We start from the raw sequence: 24021 nt of genomic DNA, 5'->3' as shown, positions 1-24021 counted from the left end.
GTCAGACTGGTCCTCGGTGTCCTTCCCCGCACCGGGAGCGATGACACCGAGTCAGACGACGAAGCCAGGCAGGGCGAGAAGCGCCGGCAACAGCAGGAGGCGGCAACAGTGAAGATCCGGGTGGAACGCGACGTACTCGCGGAGGCAGTGGCCTGGGCGGCCCGCAGCCTCCCGGCCCGTCCGCCGGCGCCTGTCCTCGCCGGCCTGCTGCTGAAGGCCGAGGACGGTCAGCTCAGCCTGTCCGGCTTCGACTATGAGGTCTCGGCGCGGGTCTCGGTGGAGGCGGAGACCGAGGAGGAGGGCACGGTGCTCGTCTCCGGCCGCCTGCTCGCCGACATCTGCCGCGCCCTCCCCAACCGGCCGGTGGAGATCTCCACGGACGGTGTCCGGGCGACGGTGGTGTGCGGCTCCTCGCGGTTCACCCTCCACACCCTTCCCGTGGAGGAGTACCCCGCCCTTCCGCAGATGCCGAACGCGACCGGCACGGTCCCCGGCGAGGTCTTCGCCTCCGCCGTGCAGCAGGTCGCCATCGCCGCGGGCCGCGACGACACACTGCCCGTCCTCACGGGTGTGCGCATCGAGATCGAGGGCGACACCGTGACGCTGGCCTCCACCGACCGGTACCGCTTCGCGGTCCGCGAGTTCCTGTGGAAGCCGGAGAACCCGGAGGCGTCGGCGGTCGCCCTCGTGCCCGCCAAGACGCTGCTGGACACCGCCAAGGCCCTGACCAGCGGTGACCAGGTGATCCTGGCACTGTCCGGCGCGGGCGCGGGTGAGGGCCTGATCGGCTTCGAGGGTGCCGGCCGCCGGACCACCACGCGGCTGCTGGAGGGCGACCTCCCGAAGTACCGCACGCTGTTCCCGACCGAGTTCAACAGCATCGCCGTGATCGAGACCGCGCCCTTCGTGGAGGCCGTGAAGCGCGTCGCGCTGGTCGCCGAGCGCAACACCCCGGTGCGCCTCAGCTTCGAGCAGGGCGTGCTGATCCTGGAGGCCGGTTCCAGCGACGACGCACAGGCTGTGGAAAGGGTCGACGCCCAGCTGGAGGGCGACGACATCTCCATCGCCTTCAACCCGACGTTCCTGCTGGACGGCCTGAGCGCGATCGACTCCCCGGTGGCGCAGCTGTCCTTCACCACGTCCACCAAGCCGGCCCTGCTCAGCGGGCGCCCGGCGGTCGACGCGGAGGCGGACGAGGCCTACAAGTACCTGATCATGCCGGTGCGGCTGAGCGGCTGAGCGGCCGCATCGTCCACAGCTGTGCACAGTGCTTCCGGGGTCCGGTGGGCCAACGGCTCCGCCGGACCGGCCGGGCCCCGGAAGCCCCTGTGGACGGACCCGCAGGTGAGGGCGTGCGCATGAGCGCTTACGCCCACAAATGTGCGTGAGCGTCCGGGTTTAGGCTCAGGGCGGTACTCGGTACCCGGCACAGCCGTGCCGCCACGCCACGTCACGTCGCAACCTAAGGAACACAACTGATGGAGCTCGGTCTCGTCGGCCTCGGCAAGATGGGCGGCAACATGCGCGAGCGGATACGCCGCGCGGGCCACACCGTCGTCGGATACGACCGCAATCCGGACCTCGCCGACGTCCACAGCCTTGACGAGCTGGTGGGCAAGCTGGACGGCCCGCGCGTGGTGTGGGTGATGGTCCCGGCCGGTGAGGCCACCCAGGCCACCATCGACGCCCTCGCCGAACTGCTCGAGCCCGGCGACGTCGTGGTGGACGGCGGCAACTCCCGCTGGACGGACGACGAGAAGCACGCCGAGCAGCTGGCCGCCAAGGGCATCGGCTTCGTCGACTGCGGGGTCTCCGGCGGCGTCTGGGGCCTGGAGAACGGCTACGCGCTGATGTACGGAGGCGACAAGGAGAACGTCGCCAAGGTGCAGCCGGTCTTCGACGCGCTCAAGCCGGAGGGGGACTTCGGCTCGGTGCACGCCGGCAAGGTCGGCGCGGGCCACTTCGCGAAGATGGTCCACAACGGCATCGAGTACGCGATGATGCAGGCGTACGCCGAGGGCTGGGAGCTGCTGGAGAAGGCCGACTCCGTCACGGACGTCCGGGAGGTGTTCCGCTCCTGGCAGGAGGGCACGGTGATCCGTTCCTGGCTCCTCGATCTGGCGGTGAACGCCCTGGACGAGGACGAGCACCTGGACGCGCTCCGGGGTTATGCACAGGACTCGGGTGAGGGACGCTGGACGGTGGAGGCGGCGATCGACCACGCGGTGCCGCTTCCCGCGATCACCGCGTCGCTGTTCGCGCGGTTCTCCTCGCGTCAGGAGGACTCGCCGCAGATGAAGATGATCGCGGCGCTGCGCAACCAGTTCGGCGGGCACGCGGTCGAGAAGAAGTAATCCACAGGGATCCACAGCATCACGGGGATCCACAGAACAGGCAGTCATCCACAGGGCCGTGCGGCGGCCCGCGGCGCCGGGGGAGGTCGGCGAAGGACCATGCACGTCACGCACCTGTCGCTGGCCGATTTCCGGTCCTACCCCCGGGTCGAGGTCCCGCTCGACCCGGGGGTGACGGCCTTCGTCGGCCCCAACGGCCAGGGCAAGACGAACCTGGTCGAGGCCGTCGGCTACCTGGCCACCCTCGGCAGCCACCGGGTCTCCTCCGACGCCCCGCTGGTCCGGATGGGGGCCGACCGCGCCGTCGTCCGGGCCCAGGTCCGCCAGGGGGAGCGGCAGCAGCTCATCGAGCTGGAGCTGAACCCGGGGCGGGCCAACCGGGCCCGCATCAACCGCTCCTCGCAGGTCAGGCCGCGGGACGTGCTGGGCATCGTCCGCACGGTGCTGTTCGCGCCCGAGGACCTGGCGCTGATCAAGGGCGACCCGGGCGAGCGGCGCCGGTTCCTCGACGAGCTGATCACCGCCCGTTCCCCGCGCATGGCGGGGGTCCGCTCCGACTACGACCGGGTGCTCAAGCAGCGCAACACGCTGCTGAAGTCGGCCGCGCTGGCCCGTCGGCACGGCGGCCGCACGCTGGACCTGTCGACGCTGGACGTGTGGGACCAGCACCTCGCCCGCGCCGGGGCCGAACTGCTCGCGCAGCGACTGGACCTGATCGCGGCGCTCCAGCCGCTGGCGGACAAGGCGTACGAGCAGCTCGCGCCGGGGGGCGGGCCGGTCACGCTGGAGTACAAGCCGTCCGCGCCCGGCGAGGCGCACACCCGCGAGGACCTGTTCGAGCAGCTCATGGCCGCGCTGTCGGAGGCGCGCAAGCAGGAGATCGAGCGGGGCGTCACCCTGGTCGGTCCGCACCGGGACGACCTGCTGCTGCGACTCGGCGAGCTGCCCGCGAAGGGGTACGCCTCCCACGGCGAGTCCTGGTCCTACGCGCTCGCGCTGCGGCTGGCGTCGTACGACCTGCTCCGGGCCGAGGGCAACGAGCCGGTGCTGGTCCTCGACGACGTCTTCGCGGAGCTGGACACGCGTCGCCGGGAACGGCTCGCCGAACTCGTCGCCCCCGGTGAGCAGGTCCTGGTGACCGCGGCCGTGGACGACGACGTCCCGCACGTCCTGACCGGGACCCGGTTCCGGGTGGCGGAGGGGACGGTGGAGCGCGTATGAGCGAGCCCGGTACGCCGCCCGGGGACACCCCGCCGGGCGCGCCGCAGCCGTCCGGCGTCGATCTCGCGCGGGTGGCGCTGCGGGCGGCCCGGGAGGCGGCCCGTGCGCGGGGTGACGTGGCGCAGCAGAAGAAGCAGGCGCGGCGCGGGGGCCTGCGCTCCGGGGCGCGCGCCGACCGGCGGGATCCGATGGCGCTCGGGGCCGCGATCAACCGGCTGCTGACCGAGCGGGGCTGGGAGGCACCGGCCGCCGTCGGCGGGGTGATGGGGCGCTGGCCGGAGATCGTCGGTGAGGACGTGGCCAAGCACTGCGCGCCCGAGCGGTACGACGAGGACGAACGGGTCCTGGTCGTCCGCTGCGACTCCACGGCCTGGGCGACGAATCTGCGGCTGCTCGCGCCGGCCCTGGTGGCCCGGCTGAACCAGGACCTCGGGCACGGCACCGTGCAGCAGATCAAGGTCCAGGGCCCCGGCGGTCCGGCACGCCGCTACGGCCCTCTGCGCGCGCCGGGAAGCACCGGTCCTGGTGACACGTACGGCTGACGGAACGTCGTTTTCCGGCCCTGCCGCAGCACGTGATCGACATCACATCAGGCGTTCTCAACCCCCTGATCGGGGCGGTCTCGGCCCCCTCGTCCGCGCATCGCACACGGTGGCGAATCGGCACCTGACTCCTAAGTAGCCAAGGGTTGACGCTCAGAAGCGCTGAGTGCCCTCGTGGACCGCCTGGGGCCCCCATCCGCATATCGGGAGTCGCGAGAGGCCGGTTGAGGGCGGCACATGCGGATCCAGGTACCGGCAAACCCCCATCGATGTCAGCGCTACCGGTAGACTGGAGGCAATCCCGCCCCGATCGTGGGGACCGCCCGGGAAAAGCTGAGCAACGCTGATCAAGGCTTACCAACGCAACATGCCGCAGCCGCTCCGGCGACCCTCCCCCAAAGGGGGTACCCCCAGGAGTTCGGCTCGTGCTGTGCCAGAAAGGGCGCTTCGTGGCCGATTCCGGCAACCCCAACGAGATCATCCCGTCCACCGACGCCGGCGCCGAGGCCACCGCCTCGTACGACGCCAGCGCCATCACCGTCCTCGAGGGCCTGGACGCGGTCCGCAAGCGACCCGGTATGTACATCGGTTCGACCGGTGAGCGCGGCCTGCACCACCTGGTGCAGGAGGTCGTCGACAACTCCGTCGACGAGGCGCTGGCCGGCCACGCGGACACCATCGACGTCACGATCCTCGCCGACGGCGGCGTGCGCGTCGTCGACAACGGGCGCGGCATCCCGGTCGGCATCGTCCCCTCCGAGGGCAAGCCGGCCGTCGAGGTCGTGCTGACGGTGCTGCACGCGGGCGGAAAGTTCGGCGGCGGCGGCTACGCGGTCTCCGGCGGTCTGCACGGCGTGGGCGTGTCCGTCGTGAACGCCCTGTCGACCAAGGTGTCCGTCGAAATCAAGACCGATGGCTACCGCTGGACGCAGGACTACAAGCTCGGCGTCCCGACGGCCCCGCTGGCCAAGCACGAGGCCACGGACGAGCACGGCACCACGGTCACCTTCTGGGCCGACCCCGACATCTTCGAAACCACCGACTACTCCTTCGAGACGCTGTCGCGGCGTTTCCAGGAGATGGCGTTCCTCAACAAGGGCCTGCGCATCAACCTCACCGACGAGCGGGAGTCGGCGAAGGCGACGGCCGGTGCGGACGAGGCGGGCGAGGACGAGAAGCACGAGGTCAAGCACGTCTCGTACCACTACGAGGGCGGCATCGTCGACTTCGTGAAGTACCTCAACTCCCGCAAGGGCGACGTGGTGCACCCCACCGTGATCGACCTGGAGGCCGAGGACAAGGACAAGAGCCTGTCCCTCGAGATCGCCATGCAGTGGAACGGCGGCTACACCGAGGGTGTCTACTCCTTCGCCAACATCATCCACACCCATGAGGGCGGTACGCACGAAGAGGGCTTCCGCGCCGCGCTGACCTCGCTGATCAACAAGTACGCGCGCGACCGCAAGCTGCTGCGCGAGAAGGACGACAACCTCACGGGCGACGACATCCGCGAGGGCCTGACGGCGATCATCTCGGTCAAGCTGAGCGAGCCCCAGTTCGAGGGCCAGACGAAGACCAAGCTGGGCAACACCGAGGTGAAGACCTTCGTCCAGAAGATCGTCTACGAACACCTCGCGGACTGGCTGGACCGCAACCCGAACGAGGCGGCGGACATCGTCCGCAAGGGCATCCAGGCCGCCACCGCGCGTGTGGCCGCCCGCAAGGCCCGTGACCTCACGCGGCGCAAGGGCCTGCTGGAGACGGCGTCCCTGCCGGGCAAGCTCTCCGACTGCCAGTCGAACGACCCCACCAAGTGCGAGATCTTCATCGTCGAGGGCGACTCCGCCGGCGGCTCGGCCAAGTCCGGCCGCAATCCGGAGTACCAGGCGATCCTCCCGATCCGCGGCAAGATCCTCAACGTCGAGAAGGCGCGGATCGACAAGATCCTGCAGAACCAGGAGATCCAGGCGCTGATCTCCGCCTTCGGCACGGGCGTGCACGAGGACTTCGACATCGAGAAGCTCCGCTATCACAAGATCATTCTCATGGCGGACGCCGACGTCGACGGCCAGCACATCAACACCCTGCTGCTGACCTTCCTGTTCCGCTTCATGCGTCCGCTGGTCGAGGCCGGGCACGTGTTCCTGTCCCGGCCCCCGCTGTACAAGATCAAGTGGGGCCGCGACGAGGTGGAGTACGCCTACTCCGACCGCGAGCGCGACGCGCTGATCGAGATCGGCCGCCAGCGGGGCAAGCGCATCCGTGAGGACTCCATCCAGCGCTTCAAGGGCCTCGGCGAGATGAACGCCGAGGAGCTGCGCGTCACGACCATGGACCAGGAGCACCGCGTCCTCGGCCAGGTCACGCTCGACGACGCCGCGCAGGCCGACGACCTGTTCTCCGTCCTCATGGGCGAGGACGTGGAGGCCCGCCGCCAGTTCATCCAGCGCAACGCCAAGGACGTCCGCTTCCTCGACATCTGAGTCGGTCTCAGCTGACCGCACCAGGAAGGATCTTCACCAGCAATGACCGACGAGAACACTCCCGTCACGCCCGAAGAGGACGGCCTCGCGCTGCGCGTCGAGCCGGTCGGGCTCGAGACGGAGATGCAGCGCTCCTACCTCGACTACGCGATGTCCGTCATCGTCTCGCGTGCGCTGCCGGACGTCCGTGACGGCCTCAAGCCCGTCCACCGCCGGGTGCTGTACGCCATGTACGACGGCGGCTACCGCCCCGAGCGCGGCTTCTACAAGTGCGCGCGCGTGGTCGGCGACGTCATGGGCAACTACCACCCGCACGGCGACTCCTCGATCTACGACGCGCTGGTCCGCCTCGCGCAGCCGTGGTCGATGCGCATGCCGCTGGTGGACTCCAACGGCAACTTCGGCTCCCCGGGCAACGACCCGGCGGCGGCCATGCGGTACACCGAGTGCAAGATGGCACCGCTGTCGATGGAGATGGTCCGCGACATCGACGAGGAGACCGTCGACTTCACGGACAACTACGACGGCCGCTCCCAGGAGCCGACCGTCCTGCCCGCCCGCTTCCCGAACCTGCTGATCAACGGCTCGGCGGGCATCGCGGTCGGCATGGCGACCAACATCCCGCCGCACAACCTGCGCGAGGTCGCCGCCGGCGCCCAGTGGTACCTGGAGAACCCGGAGGCCTCCCAGGAGGACCTGCTCGACGCGCTGATGGAGCGCATCAAGGGCCCCGACTTCCCGACCGGCGCCCTGGTGGTGGGCCGCAAGGGCATCGAGGAGGCCTACCGCACCGGCCGCGGCTCCATCACCATGCGCGCGGTGGTCGAGGTCGAGGAGATCCAGAACCGCCAGTGCCTGGTGGTCACCGAGCTGCCCTACCAGGTCAACCCGGACAACCTCGCGCAGAAGATCGCCGACCTGGTGAAGGACGGCAAGATCGGCGGCATCGCCGACGTGCGCGACGAGACCTCCTCGCGCACCGGCCAGCGCCTGGTCATCGTGCTCAAGCGGGACGCGGTCGCCAAGGTCGTCCTGAACAACCTGTACAAGCACACCGACCTGCAGACGAACTTCGGCGCCAACATGCTGGCGCTGGTCGACGGCGTGCCGCGCACGCTGTCCCTCGACGCGTTCATCCGCCACTGGGTGACGCACCAGATCGAGGTCATCGTCCGCCGGACGCGCTTCCGGCTGCGCAAGGCCGAGGAGCGCGCCCACATCCTGCGCGGCCTGCTGAAGGCCCTGGACGCCATCGACGAGGTCATCGCGCTGATCCGGCGCAGCGACACCGTCGAGATCGCGCGCGGGGGCCTGATGGACCTGCTGGAGATCGACGAGATCCAGGCCAACGCCATCCTGGAGATGCAGCTGCGCCGGCTGGCCGCCCTGGAGCGCCGGAAGATCGTCCAGGAGCACGACGAACTCCAGGCGAAGATCGACGAGTACAACCAGATCCTCGCCTCCCCGGTGCGCCAGCGCGGCATCGTCAGCGAGGAGCTGGCCGCGATCGTCGAGAAGTACGGCGACGACCGCAAGACGAAGCTGATCCCCTACGAGGGCGACATGTCCATCGAGGACCTGATCGCCGAGGAGGACATCGTCGTCACGGTCACCCGCGGCGGCTACATCAAGCGCACCAAGACGCACGACTACCGGGCCCAGAAGCGCGGCGGCAAGGGCGTGCGCGGCACGAAGCTCAAGGAAGACGACATCGTCAACCACTTCTTCGTGTCCACGACGCACCACTGGCTGCTGTTCTTCACCAACAAGGGCCGGGTCTACCGCGCGAAGGCGTACGAACTGCCGGACGCCGGGCGGGAGGCGCGCGGTCAGCACGTGGCCAACCTGCTGGCCTTCCAGCCGGACGAGGTGATCGCCGAGATCCTCGCGATCCGCGACTACGAGGCCGCGCCGTACCTGGTGCTCGCCACCAAGGCAGGTCTGGTCAAGAAGACCGCGCTGAAGGACTACGATTCTCCGCGTTCGGGTGGTGTGATCGCGATCAACCTGCGCGAGCAGGAGGACGGTTCCGACGACGAACTGATCGGTGCCGAACTCGTGTCGTCCGACGACGACCTCCTGCTGATCAGCAAGAAGGCGCAGTCGATCAGGTTCACCGCCACGGACGACACGTTGCGTCCCATGGGCCGTGCGACCTCGGGCGTCAAGGGCATGAGTTTCCGCGAAGGGGACGAGCTGCTCTCGATGAATGTTGTTCGACCCGGTACGTTCGTGTTCACTGCCACCGACGGCGGGTACGCGAAGCGGACCGCTGTCGACGAGTACCGCGTCCAGGGTCGCGGCGGCCTCGGCATCAAGGCCGCCAAGATCGTCGAGGACCGCGGCACCCTCGTCGGCGCGCTGGTGGTCGAGGAGACCGACGAGATCCTCGCCATCACGCTGTCCGGCGGCGTGATTCGTACGCGAGTCAACGAGGTCAGGGAGACGGGCCGTGACACCATGGGCGTCCAACTGATCAATCTGGGCAAGCGCGATGCCGTGGTCGGCATCGCCCGTAACGCCGAGGCGGGACGCGAGGCGGAGGAAGTCGACGGCGACGTGGCCGTGGACGAGACCGACGAGAGTGCCGCGACCACCGGTGCGGCCGAGGGTGAGGCGCCCTCGGCCGAGTAGGACGAGGAGTGAGTCAGCGTGAGCGGAGCCACGGGCGCCGGACCGGCCGGTACCAGTACGGGGACGGACGGCGGTGCCCGTGGCTCAGCCGCGCCGGCGACCGATCCGCACACGACCAACCTCAAGCCGGTGAAGGCCGATGACACGCGCGCGTCCGGCCCGCAGGGGTCCCCGGGGGGAGGCGTGACGGACGGTCGCGGCCAGCAGGCCGCATCGGCCTCGCCGCTGCCCGGGGAGCGGCCGTCGCAGCAGCAGTCGGGCCCCTACCACCCGCCGCAGGCCTATCCGGCGCAGGCCGGTGCGGCCGCCGGGCAGACCGGTGCGGTCCGGCGCCCACGCACCGGGGCGCGCACCACGCCGCGCGTGCGCAAGGCCCGGCTGCGGGTGGCCAAGATGGACCCCTGGTCGGTGATGAAGGTCAGCTTCCTGCTCTCCATCGCCCTCGGGGTCTGCACGATCGTCGCCTCGGCCGTGCTGTGGATGGTCATGGACGCCATGGGCGTGTTCTCGACGGTGGGCGGCACGATCTCCGAGGCGACCGGCTCCAACGAGTCCAACGGCTTCGACCTGCAGTCCTTCCTGTCGCTGCCGAACGTCCTGCTCTTCACCACGATCATCGCGGTCATCGACGTCGTCCTGGCGACGGCCCTCGCGACCCTCGGCGCCTTCATCTACAACCTGTCCGCGGGTTTCGTGGGCGGCGTCGAACTGACGCTGGCCGAGGACGAGTGACCGGCACCCGGGCCCGTCCCGGCCTGCTCGACGGTTCCCCGACAACCGATTTTGGGACTGCCCCGGTCGTGCGCTAATCTTCAGGAGTCAGCGCGCGGGACATACACCGCAGAGCGCGGCGGGGCTATAGCTCAGTTGGTTAGAGCGCATCCCTGATAAGGATGAGGCCACTGGTTCAAATCCAGTTAGCCCCACCAGCACGAAGACCCCCAGTCGAGACCGGCTGGGGGTCTTCGGCATCTACGGCTGACACCAACGGCGGCGGTCCAGCCGATGAGCGGATCTTCCAGCAGCTCGGCGAGCATGGCCACCGGTTCGCTCTCGCTGTCGCCGGCGCATCATGATCCGCCGGCTTCGCCCATGACGGTTGCCTCATGACGGTTTGGCCGAAGCCGAAGCCGAAGCCGAAGCCGCTACGTGGGCCTGGTCGCAGCACCGGTGGTTCGCTTCGCGCAAAGGCGCTGGAAACCCAAGGCGGTCCGGACCGGCACGGAGATGCCGGCGCACCCGATGAAGACGAACGAGCCGTCTCCCTCCGGGCGATGGACGAGCCACACAGCGGCTCCTGCCGCCCACCACGCAGCAACCACGAATGCCGCCGTGGGGCTGCGGTGTGCCCAGGTCAGGAACCTGCGCTTCTCCACGATGTCCCCCTCCGTGCCGAACGGCTTCTACCCGCTGCTTCCCCGCGCACGGGCAGGGGAACGGGTTGCCGGCCATCGCTGAAGGGCCAAGGGGGGAGAACGGCCCCGGCCCTGACGGGAGCCCCGGGCCGCCCCTGGACTGTCCGAGGCGAACCGGCGTTGACGGACGACGCCGCCCCGCCGAGACCGGCGGGGACCTTCGGCATCCCGGGCGCAGGACCGGCCGCACGCCCTCGTCGAGCCCGGTCGGCCTCCGCAGGGGCGGCCGCCCTGCTGTGCTGTGCCGATCCGGGCCCTCTGACGATCCGGGCCCTCTCACTGGCCGCACCGCCCGCTGGCAGACTCTCTGCCGACCGCACCGGCGCGAGGGGCGTCCGGGGCGAGGAGGGGGGGGCGTGTGCGCGGCCGGGTGCATGACGTGGTGTGGGGCACGGTGCGGGTGGTGCTGGCCGCCGTGCTGCTGGGGACGGCGTGGCACCTGGCCGGGAGCGCCGGAACGGAGCGCTCGGCCGCCCTCGACTTCCCGCGCCTGGAGATACCCCACACCGAGGGACCCGACCCGGGCGGTCTGAAGGTGTGCGGGGAGCGACACCAGGGGCCGTTCTGCCTGCGGGCGGAGCACGTGACCGTGGACGACGTGCAGCTGAAGCTGAACAAGAAGAGCGGCGCCCGCTACCGGCTGGTGTTCGGCCGGTCCGGCGGACGCACGCTGGCCCTCAGCCTGGACATCCGCCACAGGGACCAGGACGTGGTCGAGGCTGCTGCCGGGCGCGGAGAGGCAACCCTGTACTGGTGGCGCGATTCGGTGCGCCTGCTGGACGTGACGTCGGCGGGCGGTGAGCAGCGGACGCTGCGCACAGCGCACTACCCGAGCCGGGAGTTCGTCGCGCCCGCCGCCTTCGGGGCGGTCCTCGCCGGGCTGGGCGTGGGACTTCTGTGGTCGGGGCTGTGGCGGATCGCGCGTGGGGGTGCCTCCCGGATGGACTGGCCGTGGCAGACGACGGTGCCGGGGGTGGCCCTCACCCTGGCAGGGCTGGGCGGGGCCGCCGGCGCGCTGTTCGCGGTCCGTTCGCCGTGGACGATGGCATGGACGGCGGGTGTGGCGGGAGTGGTGGGCGCGGTCGGCATGGCCCGCTGGGCGTACCGGCTGGTGCGGCGCCGGCTGCCGGCCCTGGAGCGGATGGAGCCCGTCACCCCGGAGGCCGAGCGCTACGTCCCGGGGACCGTGTGGGGGCCGGGCCCGTGGGCGTTGCTGTCGATGGGGTGGCTGCGGGCCGGCCCGCAGGGACTCGCTGCCGTACCCGGACCCGCCACGGGGACCGGTGGGTTCGGCGTGCGGCCCTTCCCGGCGGCTCTGCGCCTGGTCCGGGTGCGGCCGCCGTACCGGGACGACCCGATGAGGCTGAGGTTCGGCCGCTACCCCCGTACGGACGGGGCGGAGGTCCCGCAGAAGGCGCTCGTCGCCGAGTGCGAGGCCGTCGGCGGGCCGGTTCCGGGCGCGCGGGTACTGATCGGTGCGGGCAGCGAGGACCTGCCCCACGTGCTCGGCGCGCTGACTCCTGCCCGTTCGGCCCGGACGTCCGCGACCTCGGCCGCCCCGGGCCCGGACGGTCCGGACGCTCCGGTCGGCCGGGCCGAATAGGACGGCGCAGGCGGCACCAGGGACCCCGGAGGCGGCTCCAGCCCGGGAGCAGAGGTACCGGGGGACGGCTTCGCCCCGGATCCCAGTCGGGCCCGAGCGGCTGGTGGCGGCGCGGAGCTTTGCAGGTCCGCGCGCGACCGATGGCGCGACCGATGGCGCGACCGATGGCGCGACCGATGGCCAGCCGGCCCTGGCGGGCCCGGTCGGAGTGGTGTCCGCCGGCGGTTGCTCCTGGCCCGTGGGCAGGATGCGGCCGCGACGGAAGGGTGTCCGGCGTGTGTTGCTGGTCGGCGCCGAGCGTCCGCCGTGGTGGATGGCGGAAGCCGGCGGAGGGAGGCGTGCGGGAGGGGCATGGGGAAGGCCCGGCTGCTCGCGGGGAGCTGCCGGGCCTGTGGCGTGCCGTGCGTGCTGTACGCAAGTTCGCCAGGACTCGGGGGAGCGGAACGGCACGGGTCGGGTGGTCCCCGGAGGTCAGCGTTGCAGCGGGACGCGGTGGCCGGTGAGGGGGCCCGTCGGTGCCGTGGCGTCCTCCGCGACGGCGGCGGAGTCGGAGCAGTCCGTACCCGGCGCAGCGGCCGCGGAGTCGGCGAACGGGTGCCGGCGGCAGCCGGGCGAGGTGCCGTGGGCCTCGGCGCGGATGCGCTGCTTCATCGTGGGGGGCAGGGACCTGGTCTTCGGCCAGGCCCTGAGGGACGTCGCCGGGGCCGTGGTGTCAGGAGCGCTCTCGCTGTTGCGCGTCGTCTCGCTCTGCTGTACCGCGGCGGAGGCCGTCGTGGTGATCAGGCCGAGCGCCGTGCACAGCGCGAGGAAGGCGGTGACGATGACGGTCCAGAGCTTCATGACCTTGTTCCTGGCCACGGGTCCCTCACTTTCGGGTTGGGCGATTTGCGTACTTTCCTCATGATGTGTAAGAGCGCCGCGAAGTGGTGGACCGACGCCCGTGGCGCGTCGATGTTCAGATGAACACCACCCGGATGGACGCAAGAGGGGAAAAAATGACGGGAGCCGGGCGAGAAGGGGTCAAAATCACCGTCCGTGCGGGTGTCGTCACCCTCCGGTGAGACGGGCGGATTCCGCTCCTAATCGGCACACTGCAGCGCGAGTTGAGAGGCCCGGGCAGGTCACCGATTGATATCGGCCGGTGTGTATAGTCGGGCGCCAGAGGTCCCCTACGTCAAGGAAAGACGAGGTAGCGCGGTGAAGAAGCTTCTCCTGGTCGCACTGGCCGCCATCGGCGGGCTCCTCGTGTACCGCCAGATCCAGGCGGATCGCGCCGAGCAGGATCTGTGGACGGAGGCGACTGACTCCGTGCCCACGGGTTCCTGAGTACCGACAGCCGACGCTGAACAGGCCCCGACCGCCCCGGCGGTCGGGGTTTTGTGTGTCACGGGGCCTTGTCGGCGGACCCGGTCCGCGCGGCAGGATGGGCGCCTGATCGACGTCCGGGATACGACGAGGGGTGGCGCGTGAGGGGACGGCGGTGTAAGTCGGGGGAGCGCACACGCGCCGGGCGGGACGGTGCGTCCACGGCCCGGCGGACGGGCGTACTGGTGCTCGCCTCCGCGGTGGCCCTCGGCGCACTGGGCGCACGGCCGGCGCAGGCGGCGCCCGGGGCCCCGGGGGATTACGCCTTCGCCGAGGGCGCCGCGCGCGTGGCGGGGGCGTCGAGCACCGCGGACGCACAGCCGTTGGAGGCGGGACGGGCCTACCGCAGCACCCTTCCGGCCCGCGGCACCGTCCACTACAGCCTGCAGCTCGACGCCGCTTCCACCGCGTACGTCTCCGCCACCGCCGTTCCGCCGGCCCAACTGCGCTCCTCCTCGGCCGCCGACGGGATCAAGGTGTCCCTCCAGGACTCCCGGGGGCGTTCGTGCGACGTCGACACCGCGGACTTCGGTGCCGCGGGCAGCCCGCATCCGGTCGCGGCGTCGGCCGTGCGCGACACCTCCCGTCGTACCTCGCTGTGCAAGGAGGCCGGTACCTACTACGTGACAGTCGAGCGCACCGACCCCGACGGTGAGGGAGTCTCCCCCCGTGACTGGGAGCTGGAACTCGCCGTGGTGACGGAGCCGCCGCTGGAGCAGGAGGGAGCGACGCGGGCGCCCCGGGAATGGGACTCGGCGTCCCCCGAGCCCGTCGGCGGCACGGCCGAACGGCGGGCGGGCGGCGCCGGGTTCGCGCGGGCGACCCCGCTCGGTGAGGGGGTGTGGCGGGACGATCTGCACCCCGGCAGCACGCTCTTCTACACGGTGCCCGTGGACTGGGGCCAGCAGGTGTCCGTCACGGCCGAACTGGGCAGCACGAACGGCGACGCCAAGGGCTTCGTCGCCGGCGCCCTGGACCTCGACCTCTACAACCCCGCCCGCGGTCACGTCGCCGACCTGCGGGTGGCCTACGACGGCGGGCAGAAGGCGGGCAGCCTCCCCGCGTTGCCTCCCGTCGCGCACGCCAACCGCCATGCGACGACCGGCAGGGTCGGGGCGGTGCGGGCCGCCGGCACGTACTACCTCGTGGCCCACCTGGCGACGGGGGTCGCCGACGACTTCGGCACCGGCCCGGTACCGCTGACGCTCCGGGTGCGGGTGGAGGGGACGGCGCAGTACGGGCCCGACTACGCGGGGCAGGCCGTCCCCCCGGGCGTCTTCGCGGTGACCGAGGCCGACCGACGTGCGGCGGACGAGGGCGCCGAGGGGGGTGGCGCCGCGATGCTGGCCCTGGCGGTCGGCGGTCTCGGTGCCGGCAGCGCAGTGCTGGCGGGGCTCGCCGTGTGGACGGTCGTGGCCCGCCGTCGAGCAGCCCCGTAGCGGGAAGCAGAGGGCCGGGCCGGCGCCGGGAGGAGCCCTCCTTTCCTCACCGCGCGTGCCTGTGTGCCTGTGCGCCTGTGCGCCCTGTGCACCTGGGCGCCTGTGTGCCCTGTGCACCTGTGTGCTCGCGTGCCGGTGTGGCGGGGGCAGAGGGCCGAGCCGAGTGGGCGACGGGCCGGAGCCTGCGGTGCGGTGCGCTCAGATGCGGCTGAGGGCCCAGAAGCCCACGGCGTAGCAGAGGAGGGCCAGGAGCAGCAGTGGTACGGCCACCTTCGCGGGCGGGCCGGGGCGTCGGGGGCGGCGGTGGCCGGGGGGCGCCCCGGTCGACGCTGCTGAAATCGCCTCACCCGAAGACGGAACCTGCGGGTCTTGGGCGGTGTATTCAGCAGTGTAGGCATCGGCATGCGGAGGTCCGGCCGGTGCGGAGTACGCGGGAGGACGAGGCAGGAAGGGGGTGCGCAGAGCGTGGGTGGGGTCGTGCGGGGAGGCGCCCTGGGGGGCGAAGTGCGCCGGTTGGCGGTCAGGGGTGTGCGGGCCGGCCTGCCCCTGTTCCTGGTGGTGCTGCTTCCGTGGTGCGTACGCGCGGTCTGGCTCCGGGGTGTGCCCGTGCGGCGGCCGGTGCGACTGGGGCGACGCCTGCGGTGGTGGTTGCTGCGGTCCCGGAACCGGCCGGGGCGGATGAGGAGGGGCGGGGGGAGAGAGGGACGGACTCGGGGTAGGAGCCGCTCCGGGGGGCGGGAGGTGGAAGCTCCCGGTGTCCGACATGCTCTGCTGTTGCTGTTGCTGTTGCTGTTGCTGTTGCTGTTGCTGCGGCTGCGGCTGCGGCCGGTGGTGGGGTGGGGGTGGGGGTGGGGTCTCGGCCCGGGGCGTGGTGGCCGGGACACCGGGGGCAGGGGTGATGGAGGTCCGGCGGGGATCGTCGGGTGGGGACTCCGTCCCGCTGTCGTGGCCGTGTGTCCCCTGCGGCGCCGGGGACGGTGCCGGGGGCTCGGACGGGACCGGTCCGGGAGGTGTGCCTGGTCCTCCAGAAGCGCCGGAGGGGTGCGCGGTTACCGGAGTGGACGGGCTCGTGCCGACCGGGGTGTCGCCGGTGCCGCCGCGCTCGCCGACGGCTCCGGTGCCGGGGGCGTCCGGGACGCCGGTGACCGGCCGGGGCGGGGGGACGTCGCTGCGCTCGTCGCCTGCCGGGTCCGGGACGGTGCCCTGCCGCGCTCCGGTCGGCGGGCCGGGCGGCGCGCCCTCGTCCCCCGGCCCGAGGGCCTCCGCCGGGGGCCGGTGCGTCTCCGTGGTGGCCGTGGCCCCGCCGTTCCCGCCGAGCCGTACCCCGGACGCGCGCTTCAACGGCCCGTCGGGTCCGAACCCCGGTGGAAGAGGCCCGAGTTGGTCGAAGATCTCGATCTGCTCGTCGTCGGGTCCCGGCTCCGGGAGCAGCTCCGCGGCTGCGGCGAGCGCCTTGCGCGCCCCGGTGACCGTGCGGAAGCGGGCGTCGGGGTTCGGCTGCAGCAAGGTCGCCACGACCTGCCACAAGGGTTCGGGGATGCCCTGCGGCGCGCCGGGCGTCCCGTGGTCGGCGAAGTGCTGGACGAGGGCCTTGCTGTCCGGCTTGGCGCCCTCCAGGAGATACAGGGCGACCAGGCCCACGGCGAAGAGGTCGGAGGGGAAGTCCGGTTCGGCGCCCATCATCTGCTCGGGTGCGAGGTAACCCGGCGTTCCCACCACCAGGTTGGTCTCCGTCAGCCGGGGTTCGCCCAGCCGCATCGCGATGCCGAAGTCGGAGAGACGCAGGCGGGGGCGGCCGGTACCGGTCGCCTCCAGGAGCACGTTGGCCGGCTTGATGTCGCGGTGCACGACTCCCTCCGCGTGCACCGCGGCCAGCCCGGCGAGCAACTGGTCCAGCACCGTGCAGACGAAGCGGGGCGGCAGGGGGCCGTAGTCGCCGACCAGGTGGACCAGGGAGCCGCCGGCGACCAGGTCCATGGTGAACAGGACCTTGTCGTCGTCGGCGGCCCAACTGGTGGGCGCGAGCACATGGGGATGGTCGATGCGCAGCGCCTGTTCGCGGACGAAGCGCAGGAGGGAGTGGGCATCGCTCTGCAGCAGCACCTTGGCGGCCACATAGCGGCGTCGCCGGTGGTCCCAGGCGCGCCAGACGGCGCCCACACCTCCGCGTCCGATCGGATCGGCCAACTCGTAGCGGCCGGCGAACACCTCACCCATGGCCGTGCTCCGCCCCTCCCCCTGCGCCGTCGCCCTCCGTGTCCCGCGCCCGGGCGGGGGTCAGTTCTGGTGGGACTGGTAGTGCGCCACCGCGTCGGAGGTGCGGCCCGCTCCGTAGACGCGGAGGAATTCCGCCAGTTCCGGATGGGTGGGGGCGAGGGAGTCTGCCGCCTCGATGATGTCGCCGGCCGCCGCCACCGAACGCAGCAGGGACTGGATCTCACGGACGACCCGCTTGACCGTGGGGGCGCCCGAAGTGCTGGTCGTCTGCGTGGTGTTGCTCAGCACCGAACCCCCCTGCGACTTCTTGATCTCCTCCATGCGCTCGGTGGCCTCGGCCGCGCTGACGCTTCCGTCGGCGACCTGTCCCGCGAGCTCCTGCAGCAGTTGGACCCGCTGGACGACCGCGGGATTGCCGATCTTGGCCCGCTGGCCGCTCATGAGCTGTGACAGCATCGGCGCGGACAGTCCGAGCACTCCCGCAAGACGGGCCTGATTGAGGCCGAGGTCGTCTATGAGCCTACGGAAGAGCGCCCCCAGTGGCTCCCCGTACCAGTTCCGCTGCAGTTCCCGCGCTCTGGCGGTGGCTTCCTGCTGTGCGGCGTCCATTGCGTCTCCCCATCGCTTCCCCAGGAACCGCGGTTCGCTGTAGCGAACCACGTCCGAGCATCTTACGGAGAGTGGTTGGTCACGGGGACCCCCAATCCTTTTGCGGAATCCCGGGGGTGACCCGGTACTCTGGTGTGCGACGCCCGCCGGGATGCTGTTTCCGGGCGGACGCTTCGTTTCTGGGGCCTTAGCTCAGTTGGTAGAGCGCTGTCTTTGCATGGCAGATGTCAGGGGTTCGACTCCCCTAGGCTCCACAACCGGACCCCTTCGATCTGCGGAAAAGCAGCGAAGGGGTCTTACGTTTCACGTGAAACAGCGCGGTGGGCCGGGAGATCGACGTGATCTCCCGGCCCACCGCGCTGTTGGCGCCGCCGCGCGTCAGGCCTGATCGTCGCGCTTGGCGGCCTCCTCCTCGGCCTCCTTGGCCTGGACCTCCGGGTCCAGGGTGGCGCCGCTGCCGTCCACGGAGGTCAGCGTGGTGCCCTCGGGAACATCCGTCGCGGCCGGCGGTTCCACCAGCCAGTCCGGGTTGGCCTGCTTGTCCCACCACTTCCAGGCGGCGTAGGCGCCACCGGCGATGGCCCCGGCGATCACGATCACCTTGGCGACCCGGCCGGCCTTGGCCCGGCGCTGCTGCTTGCGGACCAGCTTCTGGATCTGCCGCGCGGTGACCTGACCACGGAGCGCGGCGAGCGCGGCCGCACTGCGGGCAGCCGCTTCCTCCGTGACCGGACCCGCGACGGCGATCGCCTGCTCGATCCGGGGTCGGGAGTAGTCGGCCGCCTGCCGCGCCGCCTTGCGCGTGCGGAGGGCGGCCTCCTGGGCAGCGTGATCGACCTTCGGCGGCACGTGCGTCCGGGCCTGCTCCAGGTATGGCTGGATGTGAGCGCCGTACTGGACACGGGCCTGGCCTGCGGCCTGGGTCACCTTGGGCGCCAGCCGTACGCGCGCCTCCTGTGCGTAGTGCGCGGCCCTTACCTTGGCCGTGTCGGCGTAGGGCGCCACCACTTCCGCGGCGTGCAGCACGCTGTCCTTCGCCGAACCGGTCGCGGCGCGCACGCTGTCGATGCGGGTCACGGGTTCCTCCTCCTCGGTGGCGTACGGTATTTCGACTTTCCACCCTTTTACGGATCATGCATCGCGCGCGGCCGTCGGGCATGCGCGGACGGGCATACGGGTGCCGGTGCAGTTGATCGGTTGCGATAGCGGATGAAGCGGTCATTCAGGGGCTTGTGGTCGACAATGCCACGGATCGCCGCCCTGTGCCCCCGTCGGGGCGAACACTCCCCGGTCTTTTCCGCAACCCGGTCGGCACAGTCGTGTCCTGTGAGCGGGCGCCGGACGACTGACGGTCCGGTCCGTGCGAGGATCGGACCGTCACCGAAAGACAACGGAAGGCACATCGTGGCTGAGCAGCTCAACGCCACCCTGAAGACCAACCACGGCAACATCGAGGTGCGGCTCTTCCCGAACCAGGCGCCGAAGACGGTCAAGAACTTCGTCGAGCTCGCCAAGGGCGAGCGGGAGTGGACGCACCCGGAGACCGGTGCCAAGTCGACGGACAAGCTCTACGACGGCACGGTTTTCCACCGGGTGATCAGCGGTTTCATGATTCAGGGCGGTGACCCGCTGGGCAACGGCACCGGCGGCCCCGGCTACCAGTTCGAGGACGAGTTCCACCCGGACCTCCGCTTCGACAAGCCCTACCTGCTGGCCATGGCCAACGCGGGGCCGGGCACGAACGGCTCGCAGTTCTTCATCACCGTCGCCCCGACGGCGTGGCTGACCCGCAAGCACACCATCTTCGGCGAGGTCGCCGACGCGGCGAGCCAGAAGGTCGTGGACACCATCGCCTCCGTGCAGACCAATCCCCGCACGGATCGTCCGATGAGCGACGTGGTCATCGAGTCGGTCGAGATCCGCGAGGGCTGAGCCCTCCACAGCCGAAACTCCTGCGAGGCGGATCGCCCGCGGGGAACCAATCGCCCCGCTCGTTCGTAAGGATGGGCGGGGCGGGGGTTTTCGACGACCGAGGGGATTACATGGACGACCAGGCTGCCGGCAGCCCGCGGGACGCCCACAGCGTCCCCTCCTGCTACCGCCACCCGGGCCGCGAGACCGGCATCCGCTGCACCCGCTGCGACCGGCCGATCTGTCCCGAGTGCATGGTCGACGCGGCGGTCGGTTTCCAGTGCCCCGACTGCGTCCGCGGAGGATCGGGCACCGGGCACGCCCCGAGTGCCTCCGTGCCGAGGACGATCGCCGGGGGCACCGTCACCGAGGATCCCCGGCTGGTCACCAAGATCCTCATCGGGATCTGCCTCGCCGCCTTCCTGGTCCAGATGTCGGCCGGGGACGCGTTCACCGACCGTTTCGACCTCATCGGCCGGGCCTTCGTGCCCCACCTCGGCACGCTCGAGGGCGTGGCGGAGGGGCAGTACTACCGGCTGTTGACGTCGATGTTCCTGCACGGCAGCTACATCCACATCATCTTCAACATGCTGAGCCTGTGGTGGATCGGCGGTCCCCTGGAAGCGGCGCTCGGCAGAGCCCGCTACCTGACCCTCTACCTGGTGTCCGGCCTCGCGGGCAGCGCGCTGAGCTACCTGATCGCCGCCCCGAACCAGCCCTCGCTCGGTGCCTCCGGGGCCGTTTTCGGCCTGTTCGGTGCCACCGCCGTACTGATGCGCCGGCTGAACTACGACATGCGGCCGATCATCGCCCTGCTGGTGATCAACCTGATCATCACTTTCAGCCCGGGCTTCAACATCGCCTGGCAGGCCCACCTCGGCGGGCTCGTCGCCGGTGTGGTGATGGGGTACGCCATGATCCACGCCCCGCGCCAGAAGCGGACGTTGATCCAGTACGGAACCTGTGCGCTGGTACTCGCCGCCGTCGTGATCATGACCCTGCTGAGAACGTCGCAACTCATCTGACGGTGTGCGGCGGTGCCCGCCCGGACCGGGCCGGTTCGCCGGACAGGCTCTGCGCGTAGCCAGGTCCCCGGCATCGACTCCGGCCGACGGCAGGGCGGGTCCGGCACCGGCACTGGTCCGGCACCAGGGCGAGTCCGGCGGTGCAGGGCCGGTCGATTCCGGCGGTGAAGGCGGAGAGGGTCCCGGACTGTGTGCTGAGGCGGGCAGCTGTGACCGGGAGGCGATGTTGTCCACAGTATGTGGCGGATCTTGTGCACAGGGTGCGGGAACATCTGTGCCTGCTGTCACCGGGCTGAGTTTCCGCAGGTCAGCGCCAGGGTGAACAGGTTTTCGATTGCCGGTGGTTCTGTCACACCGGCGTCAACGTCCGATGGGTTATCCACAGATCGTCGTTCTTTTCCCCACGCTGTGGAAAGGGCTGTGGATAACTCAGTGGATAGCCCTGCCCAGAGCTGCCGCGCGGCCTGGGCAGGGGCCCACTCACACTACGGTGCGTGCTACTTCCACTGGGTGGAGACGCCGAATCCGGCGGCGATGAAGCCGAAGCCCACGACGATGTTGAAGTTGCCCAGGGCTTCGATCGGGAGCCTGCTGTCCGTGACGTAGAAGACGACGATCCAGGCCAGGCCGATGGCGAACAGACTCAGCATCACGGGCGCGACCCAGCCGCGGCTGTTCATCTTCAGCGCGGTCGCCTGCTTCGCGGGCGGCGGCGTGTAGTCGGCCTTCTTGCGGATACGTGACTTCGGCACGAGGGTCTCTCCTGTCGATGCGCTGCGTGGCCGCGCAGGGAACTGGGTCGGGCTCAAAGCAGCGTACAAGGGGACTCTGAGCGCTCCCCCGGGCGTCCGTTAGCGTAGTGCTTCCGCGGCGCCGAAGGAGATAAGGGTACGTTGAGCAATTCTGCCTACTCCCGGGGTTCGGAATCCAGTCCTGTCCGCCGACGCCGTTTCCGGCCCGTGCGGGTGCTCACCGCGGGTGTCTTCGCCCTTGCCGGGCTCATCTTCTTCACCAGCTTCAACACGGCCAAGGGCACCAACATCCGCACCGACGCGTCCCTGCTGAAGCTCTCCGACCTCGTGCACGAGCGCAGCCGCAAGAACGGCGAGCTGGAGGAGTCCAACGGGGCGCTGCGCAACGAGGTGGAAGCCCTCGCCGAGCGGGACGACGGCAGCACCAAGGCCGACGACGACCGCCTCACCGCGCTGGAGCAGCGGGCGGGCACACGGAAGCTGAAGGGCGAGGCGGTCACCGTCACGCTGAACGACGCCCCGCCGGACGCCACCGCCAAGCTCCCCGGCTACCCGGAGCCGCAGCCGGACTACCTGGTCATCCACCAGCAGGACCTTCAGGCCGTGGTGAACGCGATGTGGCAGGGCGGCGCCGAGGGCATCCAGGTCATGGACCAGCGGCTGATCTCCACCAGCGCCGTGCGCTGCGTGGGCAACACCCTCATCCTGCAGGGCCGGGTCTACTCGCCCCCGTACACGATCACCGCGGTCGGCGACCCGGAGAAACTCCGGGATGCCCTCACCGCCTCTCCGGCGATCCAGAACTACATGGTGTACGTCAATGTCTACGGGCTCGGCTGGAAGGTCGAGAACAGGGGCACGGTCACCCTTCCCGGCTACTCGGGAACGGTGGACCTGCACTACGCGAAGCCCGTGGAGTGACCGCCGCGTGCGGTGACGAACCGCGCGATCCTTCGGTCACCGCTTACCGCTCACCGCTCACCGCTCACCGGGAGCCGCCGGTGCGCGTGACCGTCAGGGCCGTCGGCGTGCGGTGCGCATCACCGGCGCAGCCGTGTCCGGCCACCTCGTCCACCTGTTCACGCCGTGGTTTCACGTGGAACAAGCCCGGTGCCATGCAGGGGCCGGGGCACGCGTGGTTTCACGTGGAACAAGCACCTGTCGCCGTGCATCGGCGAGGGCACGGCCACCGGCAGGCCGGCTGAGGAAGAAGGGCCCCGGCCGCGGCGCGGTCACCTCCCGGCCGATCGAGCCGGGGAACTTCTCGATGGCCTGCCACCGCCGCACCCTTGGTGATCCGTAACGGACTTTCCCCAGCTCGGACCGGGTGACGCGACGATGCTCACCGGCGCAACGACGTGCTGCGTGCACCGGATCGACAGGGGCCCCGAAAATCCGTGCCCCCGGACATCGAGGCAATCGCCCCCGTGCCACGTATGTCCGGGTACAAGCAGCCGGGCCGCCACCGAGGCCGGCGACGTGCGAACCGGAACGGAGGGGGACGGCCACCGCCCGACCGCCCGGGCGCACTTGGACCCCCCTCTGCCGCCGGAGGCCGGGAAACCGGAGGGGTCGCGCCGTTAGTCTGGTGGCGTACGGCGTAAGTCGGGTGCCGTGGTACGACGGAAGGGACGGCATGTACAGCTGGATCTGGCGGCATCTGCCGGGGAACGGGTGGGTGCGCGCACTCATCTCGCTCGTGCTGATCATCGCCGTGGTCTACGTCCTCTTCCAGTACGTCTTCCCCTGGGCCGAGCCGCTGCTGCCCTTCAACGATGTGACGGTGGACAACCAGTGAGCGCGCGCATTCTCGTCGTCGACAACTACGACAGCTTCGTCTTCAACCTGGTCCAGTACCTGTACCAACTGGGCGCCGAGTGCGAGGTCCTGCGCAACGACGAGGTGTCGACCGCGCACGCGCGCGGGGGAGGCTTCGACGGGGTGCTGCTCTCCCCCGGCCCCGGCACTCCCGAGCGGGCCGGTGTCTGCGTGGAGATGGTGCGCCACTGCGCGGCGACCGGCGTGCCGGTGTTCGGCGTCTGCCTCGGCATGCAGTCGATGCAGGTGGCCTACGGGGGTGTCGTGAACCGCGCCCCGGAGCTGCTGCACGGCAAGACCTCCCCCGTCACGCACGAGGGCAAGGGCGTCTTCGCGGGACTGCCCTCCCCGTTCACGGCGACCCGTTACCACTCGCTGGCCGCGGAGCCGACCACGGTCCCGGCGGAGCTGGAGGTGACGGCGCGGACGCCCGACGGCATCGTGATGGGGCTGCGCCACCGTGAACTGCCGGTCGAGGGCGTGCAGTTCCACCCCGAGTCGGTGCTCACCGAGCACGGCCACCGGATGCTCGCCAACTGGCTGACGGAATGCGGCGACCGGGACGCGGTGGCGAGGTCGGCGGGGCTCGCCCCCGTCGTGGGCAGGTCCACGGCGTGACCGCGCTGCGCCCCG

At 70.7% G+C, this 24021-nt stretch carries 20 protein-coding genes and 2 tRNA genes; 17 read left to right on the top strand and 5 right to left on the bottom strand.

Annotated elements, in window-relative coordinates:
• Positions 1-108: 108 nt before the first annotated feature.
• From dnaN to ACSU53_RS15380, 9 genes are all read left to right on the top strand, one after another.
• Entirely contained in the window at positions 109-1239 is a 1131-nt protein-coding gene (gene dnaN / locus ACSU53_RS15420) for a DNA polymerase III subunit beta (protein WP_437028189.1), read from the top strand.
• 239 nt (positions 1240-1478) lie between these two features.
• On the top strand, positions 1479-2354 hold the full coding sequence (gene gnd / locus ACSU53_RS15415; RefSeq protein WP_437028187.1) for a phosphogluconate dehydrogenase (NAD(+)-dependent, decarboxylating): 876 nt from the start codon (positions 1479-1481) through the stop codon (positions 2352-2354).
• 99 nt (positions 2355-2453) lie between these two features.
• Complete coding sequence (recF, locus tag ACSU53_RS15410) at positions 2454-3575, top strand: DNA replication/repair protein RecF (RefSeq protein ID WP_437028185.1); 1122 nt, start codon at positions 2454-2456, stop codon at positions 3573-3575.
• The gene (locus ACSU53_RS15405; RefSeq protein WP_437028183.1) at positions 3572-4117 is read left to right on the top strand and encodes a DUF721 domain-containing protein; all 546 of its coding nucleotides are present in this window, start codon (positions 3572-3574) and stop codon (positions 4115-4117) included. Before recF ends, ACSU53_RS15405 begins: the two co-directional genes overlap by 4 nt.
• 449 nt (positions 4118-4566) lie before the next feature.
• Positions 4567-6600 (top strand): DNA topoisomerase (ATP-hydrolyzing) subunit B, encoded by a 2034-nt coding sequence (gyrB, locus tag ACSU53_RS15400; protein ID WP_437033215.1) that lies wholly within the window; start codon positions 4567-4569, stop codon positions 6598-6600.
• Between the two features lie 42 nt (positions 6601-6642).
• Complete coding sequence (gene gyrA / locus ACSU53_RS15395) at positions 6643-9234, top strand: DNA gyrase subunit A (protein ID WP_437028181.1); 2592 nt, start codon at positions 6643-6645, stop codon at positions 9232-9234.
• Positions 9235-9252: 18 nt separating this feature from the next.
• Positions 9253-9966, top strand: a complete 714-nt coding sequence (locus ACSU53_RS15390; RefSeq protein ID WP_437028179.1) for a DUF3566 domain-containing protein — start codon at positions 9253-9255, stop codon at positions 9964-9966.
• Between the two features lie 120 nt (positions 9967-10086).
• Positions 10087-10163, top strand: a tRNA-Ile gene (locus ACSU53_RS15385).
• 844 nt (positions 10164-11007) lie between these two features.
• Entirely contained in the window at positions 11008-12252 is a 1245-nt protein-coding gene (locus ACSU53_RS15380; RefSeq protein ID WP_437028178.1) for a hypothetical protein, read from the top strand.
• Positions 12253-12723: 471 nt separating this feature from the next.
• On the opposite strand, the gene ACSU53_RS15375 is transcribed toward ACSU53_RS15380, so the two are convergent.
• Positions 12724-13110, bottom strand: a complete 387-nt coding sequence (locus ACSU53_RS15375) for a DUF6344 domain-containing protein (RefSeq protein ID WP_437028176.1) — start codon at positions 13108-13110, stop codon at positions 12724-12726.
• Between the two features lie 339 nt (positions 13111-13449).
• Between ACSU53_RS15375 and ACSU53_RS15370 the strand changes: the two genes are divergently transcribed.
• Positions 13450-13578: a DLW-39 family protein gene (locus tag ACSU53_RS15370; protein ID WP_003999697.1), complete on the top strand. Its 129-nt coding sequence runs from the start codon at positions 13450-13452 to the stop codon at positions 13576-13578.
• Positions 13579-13718: 140 nt separating this feature from the next.
• Positions 13719-15056 (top strand): hypothetical protein, encoded by a 1338-nt coding sequence (locus tag ACSU53_RS15365; RefSeq protein ID WP_437028174.1) that lies wholly within the window; start codon positions 13719-13721, stop codon positions 15054-15056.
• Positions 15057-15254: 198 nt separating this feature from the next.
• On the opposite strand, the gene ACSU53_RS15360 is transcribed toward ACSU53_RS15365, so the two are convergent.
• Together ACSU53_RS15360 and ACSU53_RS15355 are read right to left on the bottom strand one after the other, a co-directional pair.
• Entirely contained in the window at positions 15255-17273 is a 2019-nt protein-coding gene (locus ACSU53_RS15360) for a protein kinase domain-containing protein (protein ID WP_437028172.1), read from the bottom strand.
• A gap of 60 nt (positions 17274-17333) precedes the next feature.
• On the bottom strand, positions 17334-17882 hold the full coding sequence (locus ACSU53_RS15355; protein WP_437028170.1) for a helix-turn-helix domain-containing protein: 549 nt from the start codon (positions 17880-17882) through the stop codon (positions 17334-17336).
• 181 nt (positions 17883-18063) lie between these two features.
• Between ACSU53_RS15355 and ACSU53_RS15350 the strand changes: the two genes are divergently transcribed.
• Positions 18064-18136, top strand: a tRNA-Ala gene (locus ACSU53_RS15350).
• Between the two features lie 124 nt (positions 18137-18260).
• Here the strand turns inward: ACSU53_RS15350 and ACSU53_RS15345 are convergent.
• Complete coding sequence (locus ACSU53_RS15345; RefSeq protein ID WP_437028168.1) at positions 18261-18959, bottom strand: DUF5324 family protein; 699 nt, start codon at positions 18957-18959, stop codon at positions 18261-18263.
• Between the two features lie 327 nt (positions 18960-19286).
• On the opposite strand from ACSU53_RS15345, the gene ACSU53_RS15340 reads away from it, so the two are divergent.
• Positions 19287-19814, top strand: coding sequence for a peptidylprolyl isomerase (locus tag ACSU53_RS15340; RefSeq protein ID WP_437028166.1), 528 nt, complete (start codon positions 19287-19289; stop codon positions 19812-19814).
• Between the two features lie 110 nt (positions 19815-19924).
• Positions 19925-20818, top strand: a complete 894-nt coding sequence (locus ACSU53_RS15335; RefSeq protein WP_437028164.1) for a rhomboid family intramembrane serine protease — start codon at positions 19925-19927, stop codon at positions 20816-20818.
• 497 nt (positions 20819-21315) lie between these two features.
• Here the strand turns inward: ACSU53_RS15335 and crgA are convergent, their stop codons facing one another.
• Positions 21316-21570 carry a cell division protein CrgA gene (crgA, locus tag ACSU53_RS15330; RefSeq protein WP_437028162.1) on the bottom strand — a complete coding sequence of 85 codons (255 nt, stop codon included), beginning with the start codon at positions 21568-21570 and terminating at the stop codon, positions 21316-21318.
• A gap of 141 nt (positions 21571-21711) precedes the next feature.
• Between crgA and ACSU53_RS15325 the strand changes: the two genes are divergently transcribed.
• The 3 genes from ACSU53_RS15325 (at position 21712) to ACSU53_RS15315 (ending at position 24006) form a co-directional block, all read left to right on the top strand.
• Positions 21712-22491, top strand: a complete 780-nt coding sequence (locus ACSU53_RS15325; RefSeq protein WP_437028160.1) for a DUF881 domain-containing protein — start codon at positions 21712-21714, stop codon at positions 22489-22491.
• Between the two features lie 715 nt (positions 22492-23206).
• The gene (locus tag ACSU53_RS15320; protein WP_176726179.1) at positions 23207-23368 is read left to right on the top strand and encodes a hypothetical protein; all 162 of its coding nucleotides are present in this window, start codon (positions 23207-23209) and stop codon (positions 23366-23368) included.
• Complete coding sequence (locus tag ACSU53_RS15315) at positions 23365-24006, top strand: aminodeoxychorismate/anthranilate synthase component II (RefSeq protein WP_437028158.1); 642 nt, start codon at positions 23365-23367, stop codon at positions 24004-24006. Before ACSU53_RS15320 ends, ACSU53_RS15315 begins: the two co-directional genes overlap by 4 nt.
• Positions 24007-24021: the final 15 nt, after the last annotated feature.

The organism is Streptomyces sp. enrichment culture, from assembly GCF_964273255.1.
Classification (GTDB): Bacteria; Actinomycetota; Actinomycetes; order Streptomycetales; family Streptomycetaceae; genus Streptomyces.
Note: the sequence above shows the minus strand (reverse complement) of the source record. Positions and strands in the feature narration are given on the sequence as shown.